14 protein-coding genes are annotated in these 19,713 nt (G+C 66.6%); 11 read left to right on the forward strand and 3 right to left on the reverse strand.

From position 1 onward, the window contains the following. Positions 1 to 54: 54 nt before the first annotated feature. The 6 genes from DCN14_RS16040 (at position 55) to ugpQ (ending at position 6,398) form a co-directional block, all read left to right on the forward strand. Positions 55 to 1,239, forward strand: a complete 1,185-nt coding sequence (locus DCN14_RS16040) for a deoxyguanosinetriphosphate triphosphohydrolase (protein WP_240327430.1) — start codon at positions 55 to 57, stop codon at positions 1,237 to 1,239. 90 nt (positions 1,240 to 1,329) lie between these two features. Then, entirely contained in the window at positions 1,330 to 2,664 is a 1,335-nt protein-coding gene (gene ugpB, locus DCN14_RS16045; protein WP_096504196.1) for a sn-glycerol-3-phosphate ABC transporter substrate-binding protein UgpB, read from the forward strand. Positions 2,665 to 2,760: 96 nt separating this feature from the next. Continuing rightward, positions 2,761 to 3,645, forward strand: a complete 885-nt coding sequence (gene ugpA / locus DCN14_RS16050; protein WP_096504198.1) for a sn-glycerol-3-phosphate ABC transporter permease UgpA — start codon at positions 2,761 to 2,763, stop codon at positions 3,643 to 3,645. After that, positions 3,642 to 4,487 (forward strand): sn-glycerol-3-phosphate ABC transporter permease UgpE, encoded by an 846-nt coding sequence (gene ugpE, locus DCN14_RS16055; RefSeq protein WP_096504200.1) that lies wholly within the window; start codon positions 3,642 to 3,644, stop codon positions 4,485 to 4,487. Before ugpA ends, ugpE begins: the two co-directional genes overlap by 4 nt. 33 nt (positions 4,488 to 4,520) lie before the next feature. Then, positions 4,521 to 5,606, forward strand: coding sequence for a sn-glycerol-3-phosphate import ATP-binding protein UgpC (locus DCN14_RS16060; RefSeq protein WP_096504203.1), 1,086 nt, complete (start codon positions 4,521 to 4,523; stop codon positions 5,604 to 5,606). A gap of 27 nt (positions 5,607 to 5,633) precedes the next feature. Further along, positions 5,634 to 6,398 (forward strand): glycerophosphodiester phosphodiesterase, encoded by a 765-nt coding sequence (ugpQ, locus tag DCN14_RS16065; protein ID WP_096504205.1) that lies wholly within the window; start codon positions 5,634 to 5,636, stop codon positions 6,396 to 6,398. 165 nt (positions 6,399 to 6,563) lie between these two features. On the opposite strand, the gene DCN14_RS16070 is transcribed toward ugpQ, so the two are convergent. Beyond that, the gene (locus DCN14_RS16070; protein WP_096504207.1) at positions 6,564 to 7,295 is read right to left on the reverse strand and encodes an OmpW family outer membrane protein; all 732 of its coding nucleotides are present in this window, start codon (positions 7,293 to 7,295) and stop codon (positions 6,564 to 6,566) included. A gap of 193 nt (positions 7,296 to 7,488) precedes the next feature. Here DCN14_RS16070 and DCN14_RS16075 point away from each other — a divergent pair, with 193 nt between their 5' ends. The 5 genes from DCN14_RS16075 (at position 7,489) to thpR (ending at position 17,067) form a co-directional block, all read left to right on the forward strand. Next, positions 7,489 to 8,202, forward strand: a complete 714-nt coding sequence (locus DCN14_RS16075) for a transposase (protein WP_034189835.1) — start codon at positions 7,489 to 7,491, stop codon at positions 8,200 to 8,202. Positions 8,203 to 8,492: 290 nt separating this feature from the next. Beyond that, positions 8,493 to 13,196, forward strand: a complete 4,704-nt coding sequence (locus DCN14_RS16085) for a glutamate synthase-related protein (protein ID WP_096504211.1) — start codon at positions 8,493 to 8,495, stop codon at positions 13,194 to 13,196. Positions 13,197 to 13,281: 85 nt separating this feature from the next. Next, on the forward strand, positions 13,282 to 14,748 hold the full coding sequence (locus DCN14_RS16090) for a glutamate synthase subunit beta (RefSeq protein WP_096504213.1): 1,467 nt from the start codon (positions 13,282 to 13,284) through the stop codon (positions 14,746 to 14,748). 265 nt (positions 14,749 to 15,013) lie between these two features. Further along, positions 15,014 to 16,504, forward strand: a complete 1,491-nt coding sequence (locus tag DCN14_RS16095; protein WP_096504215.1) for an alanine/glycine:cation symporter family protein — start codon at positions 15,014 to 15,016, stop codon at positions 16,502 to 16,504. Further along, the gene (thpR, locus tag DCN14_RS16100) at positions 16,501 to 17,067 is read left to right on the forward strand and encodes an RNA 2',3'-cyclic phosphodiesterase (RefSeq protein WP_096504217.1); all 567 of its coding nucleotides are present in this window, start codon (positions 16,501 to 16,503) and stop codon (positions 17,065 to 17,067) included. The genes DCN14_RS16095 and thpR overlap by 4 nt, the downstream gene beginning before the upstream one ends. Here thpR and DCN14_RS16105 read toward each other — a convergent pair. Together DCN14_RS16105 and DCN14_RS16110 are read right to left on the reverse strand one after the other, a co-directional pair. Continuing rightward, on the reverse strand, positions 17,064 to 18,356 hold the full coding sequence (locus DCN14_RS16105; protein WP_096504219.1) for a D-amino acid dehydrogenase: 1,293 nt from the start codon (positions 18,354 to 18,356) through the stop codon (positions 17,064 to 17,066). The two genes, thpR and DCN14_RS16105, sit on opposite strands and share 4 nt — an antisense overlap. Positions 18,357 to 18,377: 21 nt before the next feature. Next, on the reverse strand, positions 18,378 to 19,640 hold the full coding sequence (locus tag DCN14_RS16110; protein ID WP_096504221.1) for an MFS transporter: 1,263 nt from the start codon (positions 19,638 to 19,640) through the stop codon (positions 18,378 to 18,380). Positions 19,641 to 19,713: the final 73 nt, after the last annotated feature.

Genomic DNA, 19,713 nt, shown 5'->3' on the forward strand with positions numbered 1-19,713 from the left:
ATGCCCCGGCGCCCCTGACATGGAGGAGACGTGAGCGAGACATCCAGCAGCACACTGCCCGAGTCCGGCCGCGCATCCGTCGCGGTGCTGGCCGAGCCGCCGACGCTGGCGGCGCTGGAAGCCCATCTCGCTCCGTATGCCGCGCACGCGTCGCAGTCGCGCGGCCGCCGCCATCCGGAAACGCCGCCGGCCGCGCGCACCGAATTCCAGCGCGACCGCGACCGCATCGTTCATTCGACCGCGTTCCGCCGGCTCGAATACAAGACGCAGGTCTTCGTCAATCACGAAGGCGACCTGTTCCGCACCCGCCTCACGCACAGCCTCGAAGTCGCGCAGATCGCGCGTTCGATCGCACGCAACCTGCGGCTCAACGAGGATCTCGTCGAGGCGATTTCGCTCGCGCACGATCTCGGCCATACGCCGTTCGGCCATGCCGGGCAGGATGCGCTGAACGCATGCATGCGCGAGCACGGCGGCTTCGAGCACAACCTGCAGAGCCTGGCCGTCGTCGACGAGCTCGAGGAGCACTACGGCGCGTTCAACGGCCTGAACCTGTGCTTCGAGACGCGAGAAGGGATCCTCAAGCACTGCTCGCGCGAGAACGCGCGCAAGCTCGGCGCGCTCGGCGAGCGCTTCCTGCAGGGCCGCCAGCCGTCGCTCGAAGCGCAGCTCGCGAACATCGCGGACGAAATCGCGTACAACAACCATGACGTCGACGACGGGCTGCGCTCCGGCCTGATCACGATCGAGCAGCTCGCCGAAGTCGAGCTGTGGCAACGCCACTACGACGCGGCGCTCGCCGAGTTTCCGCATCTCGAAGGCCGCCGCCTCGTGCACGAGACGGTGCGCCGCATCATCAACACGCTGATCGTCGACCTGATCGACGAGACCACGCGCAATCTCGCGCGCGTCGCACCCGCGTCGCTCGACGACGTGCGCGCCGCGCCGCCGCTCGTGGCACACAGCGCGACGGTCGCCGCGCAGGCGGCCGCGCTCAAGCGCTTCCTGTTCAAGAACCTGTACCGCCACTACAAGGTGATGCGCATGGCGAACAAGGCGCAGCGCGTCGTCACGGGGCTGTTCGACGCGTTCATCGACGATCCGCGCCTCTTGCCGCCGCCATACCAGTCGGACGACGCAGCGCAGCAGCCGCGCCTCGTCGCGCACTACATCGCCGGCATGACCGACCGCTTCGCGCTGAAGGAATACCAGCGCCTGTTCGTCATCAACGACAACTGACTGTCACAAACGATCACTAGACTTCGCCGGTTCAATGGCGACGGGAATGTTGCACACGCTGTTGGTAACGTTTTCATAGGAGAAAGGTCGATGAAGAAGAAGCCTGCGGGGACCCTGGTTCGTTCGATCGCGCTCGGCGGCGCGCTGATGTTCGGTGTGCAGCACGCGGCGTTCGCCGTGACGGAGATCCAGTTCTGGCATGCGATGGAGTCGGCGCTTGGCGACCGCGTTAACGAGATCGCCGCGCAGTTCAACGCATCGCAGAGCGACTACAAGATCGTGCCGGTCTTCAAGGGCACTTACGACCAGGCGCTCGCGGCGGGCATCGCCGCGTATCGCAGCGGCAACGCGCCGGCGATCCTGCAGGTCTATGAAGTCGGCACCGCGACGATGATGCAGGCGAAGAAGGCCGTCGTGCCCGTCTACGACGTGTTCAAGCAGGCCGGCGTGCCGCTCGACGAAAAGGCGTTCGTGCCGACCATCGCGAGCTACTACAGCGATGCGAAGACGGGCCATCTGGTATCGATGCCGTTCAACAGCTCGACGCCGGTGCTGTACTACAACAAGGATGCCTTCAAGAAGGCCGGGCTCGACCCGAACCAGCCGCCGAAGACGTGGGCCGACGTGAAGGCCGACGCGGAGAAGCTGCGCAAGTCCGGGATGGCCTGCGGCTTCACGACCGGCTGGCAGGGCTGGATCCAGCTCGAGAACTACAGCGCGTGGCATGCGCTGCCGTTCGCGAGCCGCAACAACGGCTTCGACGGCACCGACGCGGTGCTCGAATTCAACAAGCCGCAGCAGATCGCGCACATCGCGTTCCTGCAGCAGATGGTGAAGGACGGCACGTTCACGTACGCGGGCCGCAAGGATGAGGCGTCGGCGAAGTTCTACAGCGGCGATTGCGGGATCCTGACGACGTCGTCGGGCGCACTCGCCAACGTGCAGAAGTTCGCGAAGTTCAGCTACGGCACCGGGATGATGCCGTACGACGCGAACGTGAAGGGCGCACCGCAGAACGCGATCATCGGCGGCGCGAGCCTGTGGGTGCTGGCGGGCAAGGATCCGGCTACCTACAAGGGTGTCGCGAAATTCCTCGCGTTCCTGGCCTCGCCGGCCGTGGCCGCGAAGTGGCACCAGGACACGGGCTACCTGCCGGTCACGACGGCCGCGTACGACCTCACGCGCCAGCAGGGCTTCTACGCGAAGAACCCGAGCGCGGAAACCGCGATCAAGCAGATGATGAACAAGCCGCCGCTGCCTTATACGAAGGGGCTGCGTCTGGGCAACATGCCGCAGATCCGCACGGTGGTCGACGAAGAGCTGGAGCAGGTCTGGGCGCAGAAGAAGTCGCCGAAGGACGCGCTCGATTCGGCCGCGTCGCGCGGCAACGAACTGCTGCGCCGCTTCGAGAAGTCGGGTAGCTGAGCGCACATCGCGTTCGTGCCGCCGGCCGCCGCGTCGCACATGCGGGCGGGCCGGCGGCGCGGTTCCCTTTCCGTTTCGCCTGACCGGATGCCCGCGATGCAATCCCGTTCCCGTTTCGGCGCGAGCCTGCTGCCGTACCTGCTGATCGCGCCGCAGCTCGCGATCACCGCCGTGTTCTTCCTGTGGCCGGCCGGCGTCGCGCTGTGGCAGTCGACGCAGATGCAGGACGCGTTCGGCACGTCGAGCGAATTCGTCGGCCTCGCGAACTTCACGCACCTGTTCGCCGATCCGCTGTATCTCGACTCGTTCCGCACGACGCTGGTGTTCAGTTCGCTCGTCACGGTGAGCGGGCTCGTCGTGTCGCTGCTGCTCGCCGCGTGCGCCGATCGCGTGATCCGCGGGGCGCGCGCGTATCGCACGCTGCTGATCTGGCCGTACGCGGTCGCGCCGACGATCGCGGCCGTGCTGTGGGCGTTCCTGTTCAATCCGAGCATTGGTCTGGTCACCTATGCGCTCGCGAAGAGCGGCATCGTGTGGAACCACGCGCTGAACGGCGGCCAGGCGATGTTCCTCGTCGTGCTCGCGTCGGTGTGGAAGCAGGTGAGCTACAACTTCCTGTTCTTCTACGCGGGCCTGCAGGCGATTCCGCGCTCGCTGATCGAAGCGGCGGCGATCGACGGTGCGGGCCCGGTGCGGCGCTTCTTCAACATCGTGCTGCCGCTGCTGTCGCCGACGAGCTTCTTCCTGCTGGTCGTGAACCTCGTGTACGCGTTCTTCGACACGTTCCCTGTGATCGACGCGGCCACCGCGGGCGGCCCCGCGCAAAGCACCAAGACGCTGATCTACAAGATCTTCACGGAAGGCTTCCAGGGGCTCGACATCGGCAGTTCGGGCGCACAGTCGGTCGTCCTGATGATCATCGTCGTCGGGCTCACGGTGATCCAGTTCCGCTTCGTCGAACGCAGGGTGCAATACGCATGATCGAAAATCGCAAGGGCTTCGACCTGTTCTGCCACGCGGTGCTGATCGCGGGCGTCGTGGTGATCGTGTTCCCGGTCTACGTCGCGTTCTGCGCGGCGACGATGAACGCGCAGGAAGTGTTCACGATCCCGCTGTCGCTGGTGCCGAGCACGCACCTGCTGGAGAACATCGCGTACATCTGGGGGCACGGCAGCGGCGGCACGACGGCGCCGTTCGGCCGGCTGCTCGTCAACAGCTTCGTGATGGCGCTCGGTATCGCGGTCGGCAAGATCGCGATGTCGATCCTGTCCGCGTACGCGATCGTCTACTTCCGCTTCCCGTTCCGCAACACGGCGTTCTGGCTGATCTTCATCACGCTGATGCTGCCGGTCGAGGTGCGGATCTTCCCGACGGTGCAGGTCGTGTCGACGCTGCACCTGACGAACACCTACGCAGGGCTCACGCTGCCGCTGATCGCGTCGGCGACCGCGACGTTCCTGTTCCGCCAGTTCTTCATGACGCTGCCCGACGAGCTGATGGATGCCGCGCGCATCGACGGCGCGGGGCCGCTGCGCTTCTTCTGGGACGTCGTGCTGCCGCTGTCGAAGACGAGCATCGCGGCGCTGTTCGTGATCACGTTCATCTACGGCTGGAACCAGTATCTGTGGCCGATCCTGATCACGACGGAAGCGTCGCTGTCGACGGCGGTGGTGGGCATCAAGACGATGATCGCGAGCGGCGACGCCGCGACCGAATGGCAATACGTGATGGCGGCGACGCTGCTGGCGATGATTCCGCCGCTCGTCGTCGTGCTGGCGATGCAGCGCTGGTTCGTGCGCGGCCTCGTCGATTCCGAGAAATAGGCAACGGACGGCAACCGGGAGAAGGGACCAAGTATGGCTGCGCTGAGCTTGAAGGGCGTCAGGAAATCCTACGACGGCAAGCAGCACGTGCTGCACGGCATCGACGTGGAGATCGCCGACGGTGAATTCATCGTGCTGGTCGGCCCGTCGGGCTGCGGCAAGTCGACGTTGCTGCGGATGATCGCGGGGCTGGAGACGGTGACGGACGGCGAGATCGCGATCGGCGATCGCGTGGTCAACGCGCTGGAGCCGAAGGATCGCGACATCGCGATGGTGTTCCAGAACTACGCGCTGTATCCGCACATGACGGTCGCGCAGAACATGGGCTACGGCCTGAAGATCCGGGGCCTCGAGCGCGCGACGATCGACGCGCGGGTGGCCGCGGCCGCGAAGATCCTCGAGCTGGAGCCGCTGCTCGCGCGGCGGCCGCGCGAGCTGTCGGGCGGTCAGCGGCAGCGCGTCGCGATGGGGCGCGCGATCGTGCGCGAGCCGTCGGTGTTCCTGTTCGACGAACCGTTGTCGAACCTCGACGCGAAGCTGCGCGTGCAGATGCGGCTCGAGATCCAGCGGCTGCATGCGCGGCTCGCGACGACGAGCGTGTACGTGACGCACGACCAGATCGAGGCGATGACGCTCGCGCAGCGCGTGATCGTGATGAACCGCGGCTATGCCGAGCAGATCGGCGCGCCGGTGGACGTGTACGAGAAGCCGGCGACGGTGTTCGTCGCGGGCTTCATCGGATCGCCGGCGATGAACCTGATGCACGGCCGGCTGTCCGAGGATGGCGCGACGTTCACGGTCGCGGGCGGCGGCCCGGCGCTGCCGGTCGCCGGCGCGCCCGGCATCGGCGCCGAGATCGCCACCGGGCGCGACTGGGTGCTCGGCGTGCGGCCCGAGCACATGACGCCGCAGCCGGGCGTTGCGCAGGCGGCGCTGCCGGTCGATTCCTGCGAACTGCTCGGCGCGGACAATCTCGCGCACGGCCGCTGGGGCAATCACGATATCGCGGTGCGGCTGCCGCATGCGGATCGTCCCGCGCGCGGCACGGCGCTGGCTGCCGCGCTGCCGGCGCACCGGCTGCATTTCTTCGATCCCGAGACCGGCCGGCGTGCCGGCTGACCCGACGAACCTGTTGCGAGGCTGACGATGACTTCCCGTACCGACTGGCCCTATCCGCGCGTCGTCGCCCATCGCGGCGGCGGCACGCTCGCGCCGGAGAACACGCTCGCCGCGTTCGACGAGGGCGCGCGGCGCGGTCACCGGATGGTCGAGTTCGACGCGAAACTGTCGGCCGACGGCGTGACGTTCCTGCTGCACGACGACACGGTCGACCGCACGTCGAACGGTAGCGGAGCCGCGGCGGGCATGCGTTATGCGGCGCTCGCCGCGCTCGATGCGGGCGCGTGGCGGGATGCGCGCTTTGCCGGCGAGCGGATGCCGACGCTCGAGGCGGCGGCGGCGCGCTGCCTCGCGCACGGGCTGGCCGCGAACGTCGAGATCAAGCCGTGCCCGGGACGCGAGCGCGAGACGGGGCAGCGGGTGGCCGCCGATGCGGCCGCGTACTGGCGCGACGCGGCGGTGCCGCCGCTGCTGTCGTCGTTCTCGTTCGATGCGCTGCAGCAGGCGCGCGCGAGCGCGCCGCAGCTGCCGCGCGGAATGTTGTACGAGGCGGTGCCGGACGATTGGCACGCGCAGGTCGTCGGCGCGCTCGGTTGCGTATCGTTGCATGCAGACCACAATCGGCTGAACGAACCGCTCGTGCACGCGATCAAGGCGGCCGGGCTGCGCATCCTCGTCTACACGGTCAACGACCTCGAACGGGCGCGCGAACTGGTGCGCTGGGGCGTGGATGCGGTCTGCACCGACCGGATCGACCTGATCGGCCCCACGGCGCTCGACGACATCGTGTAACGCCGCAGGCTCGCCAAAACCCGGCACGGGAACGTGCCTGACGCGAAAAAACGACGCCCCGGCGGGATTCCGACCGGGGCGTTTCGCATGGCGGGGCCGTTACGCAAGGAAAATTCCGCTACAAATTGCAGCAGGATTAACCATTCCCCAAATATTCGACTACGCTTAGAAGCGGTAACCGACGTTCAGGTACGTGACGATCGGGTTGAGCGAGATGTGCGCCTTCGACGTCTCGGTCAGCGTGCCGACCTGGGTGCGCTTGGCCGTCGTGAAGGTCGCGGTGACGCTGACCGGGATGTACGACAGCGACAGGCCGGCGAACCAGTGCTTGTCGAAGTTGTACGTGAAGCCGGCGTTGAAGACAGGCGCCCACTGGTTGCTGGTGGTCGCGCTGGTCGGTCCGCCGAGCACGCCGTTCTCGAACGCGCTGTTGGTGATCTTCGCGCCGGTAAACCAGACATACGTCGCGCCGACGCCCAGGTACGGACGGAATTTCGCGTTCGCGTCGTTGAAGTAATACTTGAGGAGCAGCGCAGGGCTCCACTGGTATGCACGACCGAGCGTGCCGAAACTTGAGAACTGGCCTTTGCCTGTGATGTCGAACTTCGGCGGAATGCCTGCGATGAACTCGGTGGCGATATGGTCGGTCACGAAGTAACCGGTCGCCAGTGCGAGCGTGTCGGCATCGCTGATGCCGGCGCCCGTGTTGGGAACCGACTGGTTGATGGGCGTGCCGCCGACGCCGTACAGAAACAACGGGTCGCTGCTGTCTTGCGGCGAAAGGTGCAGCCAGCCGGTGCTGACGTAAAAGCTACCTGCGGATTGTGCGTGTGCCGTACCGCCCGCGAATGCGAATGCGAGCGCTGCGGCCCCCGTAATGGCCAGTTTTCGTTTCATTGTGTCTCCTCCGATCAAAGGCGTGCTCATTATGACGACTGCGTTTAAAACCAAACAAGCTCGCAAGTTAGAGCTTTTTCACTAGGATTCGCACGACCGTACGCTTCCGCGCCCCGTAGGGACAGGCATTCTACGCAGGTGCGCACTTTCGGACCTCCGGGTATTTCCTAACGCGTTCAAACGGACATTCAGCATGGCACGGTTAGCACGACTCTACGTTCCCGACCAGCCGCAGCACGTGATACTGCGCGGCCTGGATCAGCAACCCGCGTTCGTCGACGACCAGGACTACGAACTCTTCATCGATTGTCTGAAGGCCGCGGCACGCGATCACCATCTTTCGGTGCATGCCTATGTGCTGCTCCCGCGTCAGGTGCAGCTCCTGGTGACGCCGAGCGACGAGGCGAGCCTGCCGAAGGCGATGCAGGCGGTCGGCCGCCGCTACGTCGCGCATTTCAACCGGCGTTATTCCCGGCGCGGCACCCTGTGGGAAGGCCGCTATCGCGCGACGGTGATCGAAGGCGAGCGCTATTTCCTGCTCGCGAGCCGGGTGGTCGAGATGAGCCCGGTGCGCTCGCAGCTCGTCGCGACGCCCGAGGCGTATCGCTGGTCGAGCTACCGGCATCACGTCGGGCTCACCGTCGACAGCCTGATCACCGACCATCCGCTCTACTGGGCGCTCGGCAACACGCCGTTCGACCGGCAGCGCGCGTACAAGGAGCTCTGCGAGCAGCCGCTCGACGAACGGCAGGCCGATCAGCTCCAGCAGGCGACGTTGAAGGGCTGGGTGCTCGGCGGCGAGCACTACCGCGAGTGGGCGGCGCGCACGGCGAACCGGCGCGTGTCGCCGCTGCCGCGCGGACGCCCCAGAAAGGTGCGTGAAAACACGCCGCCGATCCAGCAGTAGCACGGGAAAGGCGGGCCACGAGGCGGCGCTGCGGGCGCCGCTTCTTTTTGCACCAAAATGATACGACCCCAGTAAATCAGCACCACATCGGGGCGCGCCTTTAATTGGGGTTCGATCAAGCGGTTTTTGTTGCTATTCCTTTGATTCGTCGCGTATATTCCGAATTCCGGTGGCCCGGGCAGAGCTTGCCCAACCACTGTCGGCCGTGCCGTCTCCCGTCGGGAGCGGGAGCGACGGCAACAAAAAAATGGTTCAACGGCCCTCCAGGCCCCCTTTACGACGGTGTCCCCATGAACGACCACCAGCAGCCGCTCGCCGCGGTGCCCGCCGCACAAGGTCTGTACGACCCGCAAAACGAACACGACGCCTGTGGCGTCGGCTTCGTCGCTCACATCAAGGGCAAGAAGAGCCACGAGATCATCCAGCAGGGTCTGAAGATCCTCGAAAACCTCGATCACCGCGGCGCGGTCGGTGCCGATCCGCTGATGGGCGACGGCGCGGGCATCCTGATCCAGATTCCGGACGCGTTCTATCGCGAGGAAATGGCGAAGCAGGGCGTGAATCTGCCGCCCGCCGGCGAATACGGGGTCGGGATGATCTTCCTGCCGAAGGAAAACGCGTCGCGTCTCGCGTGCGAGCAGGAGCTCGAGCGCACGGTGAAGGCCGAGGGTCAGGTCGTGCTCGGCTGGCGCGACGTGCCGGTCGATCATGCAATGCCGATTTCGCCGACCGTGAAGGCGAGCGAGCCGCTGATCCGCCAGATCTTCATCGGCCGCGGCAAGGACATCATGGTGACGGACGCGCTCGAGCGGAAGCTGTACGTGATCCGCAAGACGGCGAGCCACCGCATCCAGGCGCTCAAGCTCAAGCACGGCAAGGAATACTTCGTGCCGTCGATGTCGGCGCGCACGGTCGTCTACAAGGGGCTGCTGCTGGCGGGCCAGGTTGGCGTGTACTACCGCGACCTGCAGGACTCGCGCGTCGTGTCGGCGCTCGCGCTCGTGCACCAGCGCTTCTCGACCAACACGTTCCCGGCCTGGGAACTGGCTCACCCGTACCGGATGATCGCGCACAACGGCGAGATCAACACCGTGAAGGGCAACGTGAACTGGCTGAACGCGCGTACCGGCGCGATCGCGTCGCACGTGCTCGCCGACGACCTGCCGAAGCTGTGGCCGCTGATCTACCCGGGCCAGTCCGACACCGCATCGTTCGACAACTGTCTCGAACTGCTGGTGATGGCCGGCTATCCGCTCGTGCACGCGGTGATGATGATGATCCCGGAAGCGTGGGAACAGCACACGCTGATGGACGAGAACCGCCGCGCGTTCTACGAATACCACGCTGCCATGATGGAGCCGTGGGACGGCCCGGCCGCGATCGCGTTCACCGACGGCCGCCAGATCGGCGCGACGCTCGACCGTAACGGCCTGCGTCCGGCGCGCTACCTCGTGACCGACGACGACCTCGTCATCATGGCGTCGGAGGCCGGCACGCTGCCGATCCCCGAATCGAAGATCGTCAAGAAGTGGCGCCTGCAGCCGGGCAAGATGTTCCTGATCGACATGGAACACGGCCGCATCATCGACGACAAGGAACTCAAGGACAACCTCGCGAACGCGAAGCCGTACAAGAGCTGGATCGACGCCGTGCGCATCAAGCTCGACGAGATCGAGCCGAAGGCCGAGCAAGTCGCGGCCGGCCGCACGGCGGGCGCCGCGCTGCTCGACCGCCAGCAGGCGTTCGGCTATACGCAGGAAGACCTGAAGTTCCTGATGGCGCCGATGGCGCAGCAGGGCGAAGAGGCCGTCGGTTCGATGGGCAACGACTCGCCGCTCGCGGTGATGTCGAACAAGAACAAGACGCTCTATCACTACTTCAAGCAGCTGTTCGCGCAGGTCACGAACCCGCCGATCGACCCGATCCGCGAGAACATGGTGATGTCGCTCGTGTCGTTCATCGGCCCGAAGCCGAACCTGCTCGACACGAACAACATCAACCCGCCGATGCGTCTCGAAGTGTCGCAGCCGGTGCTCGACTTCAAGGACATCGCGAAGATCCGCGCGATCGACCAGTACACGGGCGGCAAGTTCAGCGCATACGAGCTGAACATCTGCTATCCGGTCGCATGGGGCAAGGAAGGCATCGAGGCACGCCTCGCGTCGCTGTGCGCGGAAGCCGTCGACGCGGTGAAGTCCGGCTACAACATGCTGATCGTGTCGGACCGCAAGACGGACGCCGAGCACGTCGCGATTCCGGCGCTGCTCGCCACGTCGGCGATCCACACGCACCTCGTCCAGCAAGGGCTGCGCACGAGCACGGGCCTCGTCGTCGAGACGGGCTCCGCGCGTGAGACGCACCACTTCGCGCTGCTCGCGGGCTACGGCGCGGAAGCCGTGCACCCGTACCTCGCGATGGAAACGCTCGCGAAGATGGCCGAAGGCCTGTCGGGCGACCTGTCGCCGGAGAAGGCCGTCTACAACTTCACGAAGGCGGTCGGCAAGGGCCTGCAGAAGGTGATGTCGAAGATGGGCATCTCGACGTACATGTCGTACACGGGCGCGCAGATCTTCGAAGCGCTCGGCCTGTCGAGCGACCTCGTCGAGAAGTATTTCAAGGGCACGGCATCGAAGGTCGGCGGCATCGGCCTGTTCGAAGTCGCTGAAGAAGCGATCCGCCTGCACCGCGACGCATTCGGCGACAACCCGGTCCTGCGCGACATGCTCGACGCGGGCGGCGAGTACGCGTACCGCGTGCGTGGCGAAGACCACATGTGGACGCCGGATTCGATCGCGAAGCTCCAGCACGCGACGCGCAGCAACTCGTACCAGACGTACAAGGAATACGCGCACCTGATCAACGACCAGACCAAGCGTCACATGACGTTCCGCGGCCTGTTCGAGTTCAAGGTCGAGCCGACCAAGGCGATCCCGATCGACGACGTCGAATCGGCGAAGGACATCGTGAAGCGCTTTGCGACGGGCGCGATGTCGCTCGGCTCGATCAGCACCGAAGCGCACGCGACGCTCGCGGTCGCGATGAACCGGATCGGCGGCAAGTCGAACACCGGCGAAGGCGGCGAGGACCAGAAGCGTTATCGCAACGAGCTGCGCGGCATTCCGATCAAGGCGGGCGAGACGCTGAAGTCGGTGATCGGCGACGAGATCGTCACCGACATTCCGCTGAAGGACGGCGATTCGCTGCGCTCGAAGATCAAGCAGGTCGCGTCGGGCCGCTTCGGCGTCACCGCCGAGTACCTGGCATCGGCCGACCAGATCCAGATCAAGATGGCGCAGGGCGCGAAGCCGGGCGAAGGCGGCCAGCTGCCGGGCCACAAGGTGTCCGAATACATCGGCAAGCTGCGTTACTCGGTGCCGGGCGTCGGCCTGATCTCGCCGCCGCCGCACCACGACATCTACTCGATCGAGGATCTGGCGCAGCTGATCCACGACCTGAAGAACGTGAACCCGAGCTCGAGCATCTCGGTGAAGCTGGTGTCGGAAGTGGGCGTCGGCACGGTCGCGGCCGGTGTCGCGAAGGCGAAGGCCGATCACGTCGTGATCGCGGGCCACGATGGCGGCACGGGCGCTTCGCCGCTGTCGTCGGTCAAGCATGCGGGCACGCCGTGGGAGCTCGGCCTTGCCGAAACGCAGCAGACGCTGGTGCTGAACCGCCTGCGCGGCCGGATCCGCGTGCAGGCCGACGGCCAGATGAAGACGGGCCGCGACGTCGTGATCGGCGCGCTGCTCGGCGCGGACGAATTCGGCTTTGCGACGGCGCCGCTCGTCGTCGAGGGCTGCATCATGATGCGCAAGTGCCATCTGAACACGTGCCCGGTCGGCGTCGCGACGCAGGATCCGGTGCTGCGTGCGAAGTTCAAGGGCCAGCCCGAGCACGTCGTGAACTACTTCTTCTTCGTCGCCGAGGAAGTGCGTGAAATCATGGCGCAGCTCGGCATCGCGAAGTTCGACGACCTGATCGGCCGCGCCGACCTGCTCGACACGCGCAAGGGCGTCGAGCACTGGAAGGCGAAGGGCCTCGACTTCTCGCGCGTGTTCTACCAGCCGGAAGAGTGCGAGGACGTCGCGCCGCGTCACGTCGACGTGCAGGATCACGGCCTCGAGCGTGCGCTCGACCACGTGCTGATCGAGAAGGCGAAGGCCGCGATCGACAGCGGCGAGCATGTGTCGTTCATCCAGCCGGTGCGCAACGTGAACCGTACCGTCGGCGCGATGCTGTCGGGCGTGATCGCGAAGAAGCACGGTCACGACGGCCTGGCCGACGACGCGGTGCACATCCAGCTGAAGGGCACGGCCGGCCAGAGCTTCGGCGCGTTCCTCGCGAAGGGCGTGACGCTCGACCTCGTCGGCGACGGCAACGACTACGTCGGCAAGGGCCTGTCGGGCGGCCGGATCATCATCCGTCCGACCAACGACTTCCGCGGCAAGTCCGAGGAAAACATCATCTGCGGCAACACGGTGATGTACGGCGCGATCGAAGGCGAAGCCTTCTTCCGCGGCGTGGCGGGCGAGCGCTTCTGCGTGCGCAACTCGGGTGCGACGGCGGTCGTCGAAGGCACGGGCGACCACGGTTGCGAATACATGACGGGCGGCACGGTCGTCGTGCTCGGCGAAACCGGGCGCAACTTCGCGGCCGGCATGTCGGGCGGTCTCGCGTACATCTACGATCCGGAAGGCACGTTCGCGGCGAAGTGCAACAAGTCGATGGTCGCGCTGGATCCGGTGCTGCAGCAGGCCGAGCAGGAGCGCACGGTCGATCGCGCACTCTGGCACGCGGGCACGACGGACGAAGCGCTGCTCAAGGGGCTCGTCGAGCGTCATTTCCAGTTCACGGGTTCGCCGCGCGCGAAGTCGCTGCTGGAAAACTGGGACGCGGCGCGCCGCCAGTTCGTGAAGGTGTTCCCGAACGAATACAAGCGCGCGCTGGGCGAGATCGGTGCGAAGAAGGCGGCGAAGGAAGTGCTGGCCGCCTGAGCGACGAACGACATAGCGACTGCCGCGCGCGCATGATTGCCGCGCGCGGCTCCCCCACCCGATACACCGAACAGAAGAGCACCTTATGGGCAAGGCAACCGGTTTTCTGGAGTTCGAACGCCGCCACGAGGCGTACGAAGCACCGCTCACGCGCGTGAAGCATTACAAGGAATTCGTCGCGGCACTGGCCGACGCGGACGCGAAGGTCCAGGGCGCCCGCTGCATGGATTGCGGCATCCCGTTCTGCAACAACGGCTGCCCGGTCAACAACGTCATTCCGGACTTCAACGATCTCGTCTACCGCCAGGACTGGCAGCAGGCGATCGAAGTCCTGCATTCGACCAACAACTTCCCCGAGTTCACGGGCCGCATCTGCCCGGCGCCGTGCGAGGCGGCGTGCACGCTCGGGATCAACGACGATCCGGTCGGCATCAAGTCGATCGAGCACGCGATCATCGACAAGGCGTGGGCGGAGGGCTGGGTGAAGCCGCTGCCGGCCGAGCACAAGACCGGCAAGAAGGTCGCCGTGGTCGGTTCGGGCCCCGCGGGGCTCGCCGTCGCGCAGCAACTCGCGCGCGCCGGTCACGACGTGACGGTGTTCGAGAAGAACGATCGCGTCGGCGGCCTGCTGCGTTACGGGATCCCCGACTTCAAGCTCGAGAAGTGGCTGATCGATCGCCGCATGCGCCAGATGGAAGCGGAAGGCGTGACGTTCCGCACCAGCGTGTTCATCGGCAAGGATCCGCTGCCCGAGTCGATCGGCAACCTCGCGAAGGAAACCATTTCGCCGGAGAAGCTGAAGGAAGCGTTCGACGCGGTCGTGATCGCGGGCGGCTCGGAAACGCCGCGCGATCTGCCGGTGCCGGGCCGCGAGCTCGCCGGCGTGCATTTCGCGATGGACTTCCTGCCGCAGCAGAACCGCGTGAACGCGGGCGACAAGCTGGTCGACCAGCTCGTCGCGAAGGGCAAGCACGTGATCGTGATCGGCGGCGGCGATACGGGTTCGGACTGCGTCGGCACGTCCAATCGCCACGGCGCGAAGCACGTCACGCAGTTCGAGCTGCTGCCGCAGCCGCCGGAAGAGGAAAACAAGGCGCTCGTGTGGCCGTACTGGCCGATCAAGCTGCGCACGTCGTCGTCGCACGAAGAAGGCTGCGAGCGCGACTGGGCGGTCGCGACGAAGCGTCTCGAAGGCAAGAACGGCAAGGTCGAGAAGCTGATCGCCGTGCGCGTCGAGTGGAAGGACGGCAAGATGCAGGAAGTGCCGGGCTCCGAATTCGAGCTGAAGGCCGACCTCGTGCTGCTCGCGATGGGCTTCACGCAACCGGCCGCCACCGTGCTCGAGGCATTCGGCGTCGCGAAGGATGCGCGCGGCAATGCGCGTGCGGCGACCGAAGGCGATCGCTCGTACTACACGTCGGTGGACAAGGTGTTCGCCGCAGGCGACATGCGTCGCGGCCAGTCGCTCGTCGTCTGGGCGATCCGCGAAGGCCGCCAGTGCGCGCGTTCGGTCGATGCATACCTGATGGGGCATTCGGAACTGCCGCGCTAAGCTGCATCGCGCGAGCGGGTTTCGACGAAAGCCGGGCGTCCGAAAGGGCGCCCGGTTTTTTTATGCCAGGGGCTGCCGCCTGCTGCCGCAGACCCTCGTCATTTCCGCAGAGCGTCGCCTAACCTGATCACATCAGGTGTTGATTTTCCGTGATCCCGTTTCCTTTCGTTTTGTAATAATTCTTGGAAACTGTCATATCATGTCACCCCTCCGGCCGCGTTCGCGCGGCGGCTGCATATGACTGACCCCACTACAAGGACTCTGGATGGAAGCATTCGTGCATGGGCTGATCGACACCGTCAACGGCGTGCTGTGGAACTACGTGCTGATCGCGCTGCTGCTCGGCGCCGGCGCGTGGTTCACGTTGCGGTTCCGGATGATCCAGCTGAAGGCGCTGTTCCTCAGCATCAAACTGGTCGGCAGCAAGGGCGAGCCGGGCAGCATCTCGTCGTTCCAGGCGTTCGCGACGGGTCTCGCGAGCCGCGTCGGCACCGGCAACATCGCCGGCGTCGCGGTCGCGCTGACGGTCGGCGGCCCGGGCGCGATCTTCTGGATGTGGATGACGGCGCTCGTCGGAATGTCGTCCGCATTCGTCGAGGCGACGCTCGCGCAGATCTTCAAGGTGTCGCACCCGGACGGCAGCTATCGCGGCGGCCCCGCGTACTACATCCAGACGGGCCTGCGTTCGCGCGCGTTCGGCGTGCTGTTCTCGCTGTCGCTGATCCTCGCGTTCGGCTTCGTGTTCAACGCGGTGCAGGCCAATGCGATCGCCGACGCGTTCCACACGTCGTTCGGCTGGCGCCGCGAGATGGTCGGCCTCGGGCTCGTGCTGCTGAGCGCGCCGATCATCTTCGGCGGCATCCGCCGGATCGCGACGGTCGCGCAGGTGATCGTGCCGCTGATGGCGATCGGCTATCTCGCGCTTGCGGTCTATGCGGTCGCGACGCACATCGCACTGGTGCCGGACGTGATCGCGCTGATCGTGAAGAGCGCGTTCGGCGTCGAGCAGGCGGCCGGCGGCCTGACAGGCTATGCGGTCAGCCAGGCGATCGCGATCGGCGTGAAGCGCGGGCTGTTCTCGAACGAAGCGGGGATGGGCAGCGCGCCGAACGCGGCCGCGACCGCGAGCACGCGGCACCCGGTTACGCAGGGGCTGATCCAGATGCTCGGCGTGTTCGTCGACACGATCGTGATCTGCAGCGCGACCGCGTTCGTGATCCTGCTGTCGGGCCAGTACGAACTCGGCACCGGCATGGAAGGCGCGGCGCTCACGCAGCGCGCGATCTCGAGCCACGTCGGCGACTGGGGCGGCATCTACATGGCCGTCGCGATCTTCTTCCTCGCGTTTTCGTCGGTGATCGGCAACTACGCGTATGCGGAAGGCAACGTCGAGTTCATCACGAAGCGGCGCGGCGTGCTGCCGCTGTTCCGTATCGCGGTGCTCGGCATGGTGATGTTCGGCAGCGTCGGGCAACTGCCGCTCGTGTGGGCGATGGCCGATACGAGCATGGGGCTGATGGCGATCATCAACCTGATCGCGATCCTCGCGCTCGGCAAGTATGCGCATGCGGCGTGGCGCGACTATCGCCGTCAGCGCGCGCAAGGCATTGCCGATCCGGTATTCACGCGCAACACAATTCCCGAGCTTGCCCGCGTGCTGCCTGCCGACGTGTGGGGCGAGCACGGTCCGCTGCCGCGGCGTCCGGTGCCTGCCGAGGCCGTGCGCGCAACACCCGTGGCGGTGCGCGGGTCATGAACGGCGACCGGCTCCGTGCGTTCGTCGCGTTGATGCCGGACACGGCATCGCGCGACGCGCTGCACGCGTTGCCGGTCACCCGCGGCGCGCGGCGCACGCTGCCCGCCCAGTTGCACGTGACGCTCGCGTTCATCGGCGCGATCGAACGCGCACGGTGCGATGCGCTGGCCGGGCGGCTGCCGGCGCTCGCGGCCGGGCACGCGCTGCCGTTGCAGCCGGTCGAGCGGATCGCGTGGTGGCCGAGCCTGCCGCGCGCGAGGCTGATCGTCGCGGAGCTCGCGGCCGATCCGGCCTGTGCGGCGTTGAATGCCGATATGTGCGCGCTGCTGCGCGAACTGGGCGTGCCGGCCGACCGCCGGCCGTTCCGGCCGCACGTGACGCTCGCGCGGTTGCCGCGCGATGCGCACGGGCAGCCCGCGCACGGCGGCGCGACGGGCCGGCCCGTCGCGTTGCGTTTCGTCGCGCTGACGCTGTTCGAAAGCCGGTTGTCGCGCGAAGGCGTGTCACACCTGCCGATCGTATCGGTGCCGGTCGTGCCGGCGCCGGGTGACGTCGGCGCCTAGCGGCCGTAGCGCGCGAGCGTCAGGCCCGACAGGTCGATCTCCGGCGCGCGCCCCGTGACGAGATCGGCCAGCACCTTTCCCGAACCCATCGACATCGCCCATCCCGTCGAGCCGTGCCCGACGTTCAGCCACAAGCCGTCGATCCCGCTCGCGCCGAGGAGCGGCGGCCCGTCGGGCGTCATCGGCCGGCGGCCGACCCAGAAGCGCGCGGATGCGCGATCGGCCGCGTGCGGGAACCAGTCGTCGAGCACCTTCATCAGCGTATCGAGCGCCTGCTGGCGCAGCGCCGCATGCCGGTTGCCGAGCTCGGCGGTGCCCGCGACGCGCAGCGTCGGGCCGAAGCGCGTGATCGCCGTCTTCAGCGATTCGTCCATCAGCGCCGCGCGGGGCGCCTTTTCATCGTCGACGACGGCGAGCGTCGCCGAATAGCCCTTCACCGGATACAGCGGCACGCCGATGCCGTGCGGCTGAAGCAGGCCGGCACTGTCGACGCCGAGTGCGACGACGATCGCGTCGGCGGCGAGCGCCGTATTGCGTGCGGTGCCGTCGCTTCCGGCTCGCTCGTTCGTCGCGGCAATCCGCACGCCATGTACCTTGCCGCCCGCGATTTCGAGTGCGCGAACCTCGGTGCGAAAGCGGAACGTCACGCCGTTCGCTTCGCACAGTGCCCGCAATTCGCGCGTGAAGCGTGCGCAGTCGCCGGCTTCGTCGTCGGGCAGATAGATGCCGCCGACGGGCGCCTGCCGTGCCCAGCGCAGGCCCGGTTCGATCGCGGTGCAGCCGGCCGCGTCGAGTTCGCGGAACGCGATGCCGGCATCGCGCAGCACCTTCAGCGCGGGCTGCACCATCTCGACGTCGAACGCGCCGCGCAGCAACTGCAGATAGCCGCGGCTCGCGCCATAGTCGAACGGATGGCGCTCGCGAAACGCATGCAGGCACGCGCGGCTGTAGTACGCGATGCGCTGCATCCGCTGCTTGTTCACGCGGAACCGTTCGAACTCGCATTCGCGCAGCCAGCGCGCGATCCAGCGCCACTGCGCGGCATCGAGCGTCGGCCGGAAAATCAGCGGCGACGCGGGCTTGAACAGGTACTTGAGGATCTTGCCGGGCATCCCGGGCGCGGCCCACGGCGTCACGTAGCCGGGTGCGATCACGCCGGCGTTGCCGAGGCTCGTCGCCTGCGCGACATCGGCCTCGCGTTCGATCACGGTGACGTCGCAGCCTGCTTCGCGCAGGTGCCAGGCAGTGGCGACGCCGATCACGCCGGCGCCGAGAACGATCGCATGCATGCGGTGTCCGTGCGAGTGCGTTTACGACGCGACGGCCGGATCGTCGGCGAGCGACTTGCCGCGCGTTTCCGGCAGCACGAGCGCGGCGACGATCACAAGCAGATAGCCGGCGCCCGCGACGAGGCCGATCGCCTTCACGAGCGACATCGTCTGCGACAGCGAGCCGACGAGGATCGGGAAGAACGACCCGAGCCCGCGGCCGAGGTTGTAGCAGAAGCCCTGGCCCGAGCCGCGGATCGCGCCCGGATACAGCTCGGACAGGTACGCGCCGACGCCCGCGAAGATGCCTTGCACGACGATGCCGAGCGGGAAGCCGAGGATCAGCATCGCGGTGTCGGTGATCGGCAGCATCGTGTACGCCATGCCGAGCGCGAACGAGCCGACCGCGAACAGGACGAACGACGCGCGGCGGCCGAGCCGGTCGGACAGGATCGCACCGACCACGTAGCCGACGAACGAGCCGACGATCAGCACGACCAGATAGCCGCTCGTATTGAACACGGACAGGTGGCGGACGGTTTTCAGGTAGGTGGGCAGCCACGTCGTGATCGCGTAGTAGCCGCCGAGCATGCCGGTGCACAGCACGCTGCCGAACAGCGTCGCGCGCAGGTGGGGCGGCGAGAAGATCTCGAGGAAGTGGCCCGTTACGCGGCCTTCGTCGCGGGCGCGGCGCGTGGCCGTATAGATGTCGGGATCGCTCACGTTGCGGCGGATGTAGAGGATCCACAGCGCGGGCACGATGCCGATCCAGAAGCACGCGCGCCACGCGAGCTGCTCGGGCAGCAGCGCGAAGAACGCCCAGTAGAGGATGGCGGCCGCGGCCCAGCCGAACGACCAGCTGCTCTGCACGGTGCCGACCGCCTTCGCGCGGTGCTCGGGCGAGCGGATCGTCTCGGCCATCATGATCGTCACGACCGACCACTCGCCGCCGAAGCCGAAGCCCTGCAAGGTGCGCGTCGCGAGCAACTGCCAGAACGAATGCGTGAAGCCGGACAGGCACGTGAACAGCGCGAACGTCGCGATCGTCCACTGCAGCACGCGCACGCGGCCGTAGCGATCGGCGAGGATGCCGGCGACCCAGCCGCCGATCGCCGACGAGATCAGCGAGCTCGTCGCGATCATCCCGGCCTCGCTCTTCGTCATCCCCCACGACGCGATCAGCGTGGGGATCAGGAACGAGTAGATCATGAAGTCGAACGCATCGACCGCATAGCCGCCGAAGCCCGCATACAGCGTCCTGCGCTCGCGCGTCGACAGTTCGTGAAACCACTGGATTGCCTGCATCTCGTCGTTTCCGTGTCGATTCGTGGCGTGCTGCCTGTCGTGCCGCCCGTTGTGCGGCAGTGTGGCGGCTATT

Source organism: Burkholderia sp. IDO3 (assembly GCF_003366075.1).
GTDB classification, from domain to species: Bacteria; Pseudomonadota; Gammaproteobacteria; order Burkholderiales; family Burkholderiaceae; genus Burkholderia; species Burkholderia anthina.

Coding starts and splice junctions, on each gene's coding strand:
- ugpB (WP_096504196.1), top strand. CDS start 1,330: ATGAAGAAGAAGCCTGCGGGGACCCTGGTTCGTTCGATCGCGCTCGGC.
- ugpA (WP_096504198.1), top strand. CDS start 2,761: ATGCAATCCCGTTCCCGTTTCGGCGCGAGCCTGCTGCCGTACCTGCTG.
- ugpE (WP_096504200.1), top strand. CDS start 3,642: ATGATCGAAAATCGCAAGGGCTTCGACCTGTTCTGCCACGCGGTGCTG.
- DCN14_RS16060 (WP_096504203.1), top strand. CDS start 4,521: ATGGCTGCGCTGAGCTTGAAGGGCGTCAGGAAATCCTACGACGGCAAG.
- ugpQ (WP_096504205.1), top strand. CDS start 5,634: ATGACTTCCCGTACCGACTGGCCCTATCCGCGCGTCGTCGCCCATCGC.
- DCN14_RS16070 (WP_096504207.1), bottom strand. CDS start 7,295: ATGAAACGAAAACTGGCCATTACGGGGGCCGCAGCGCTCGCATTCGCA.
- DCN14_RS16075 (WP_034189835.1), top strand. CDS start 7,489: ATGGCACGGTTAGCACGACTCTACGTTCCCGACCAGCCGCAGCACGTG.
- DCN14_RS16085 (WP_096504211.1), top strand. CDS start 8,493: ATGAACGACCACCAGCAGCCGCTCGCCGCGGTGCCCGCCGCACAAGGT.
- DCN14_RS16090 (WP_096504213.1), top strand. CDS start 13,282: ATGGGCAAGGCAACCGGTTTTCTGGAGTTCGAACGCCGCCACGAGGCG.
- DCN14_RS16095 (WP_096504215.1), top strand. CDS start 15,014: ATGGAAGCATTCGTGCATGGGCTGATCGACACCGTCAACGGCGTGCTG.
- thpR (WP_096504217.1), top strand. CDS start 16,501: ATGAACGGCGACCGGCTCCGTGCGTTCGTCGCGTTGATGCCGGACACG.
- DCN14_RS16105 (WP_096504219.1), bottom strand. CDS start 18,356: ATGCATGCGATCGTTCTCGGCGCCGGCGTGATCGGCGTCGCCACTGCC.
- DCN14_RS16110 (WP_096504221.1), bottom strand. CDS start 19,640: ATGCAGGCAATCCAGTGGTTTCACGAACTGTCGACGCGCGAGCGCAGG.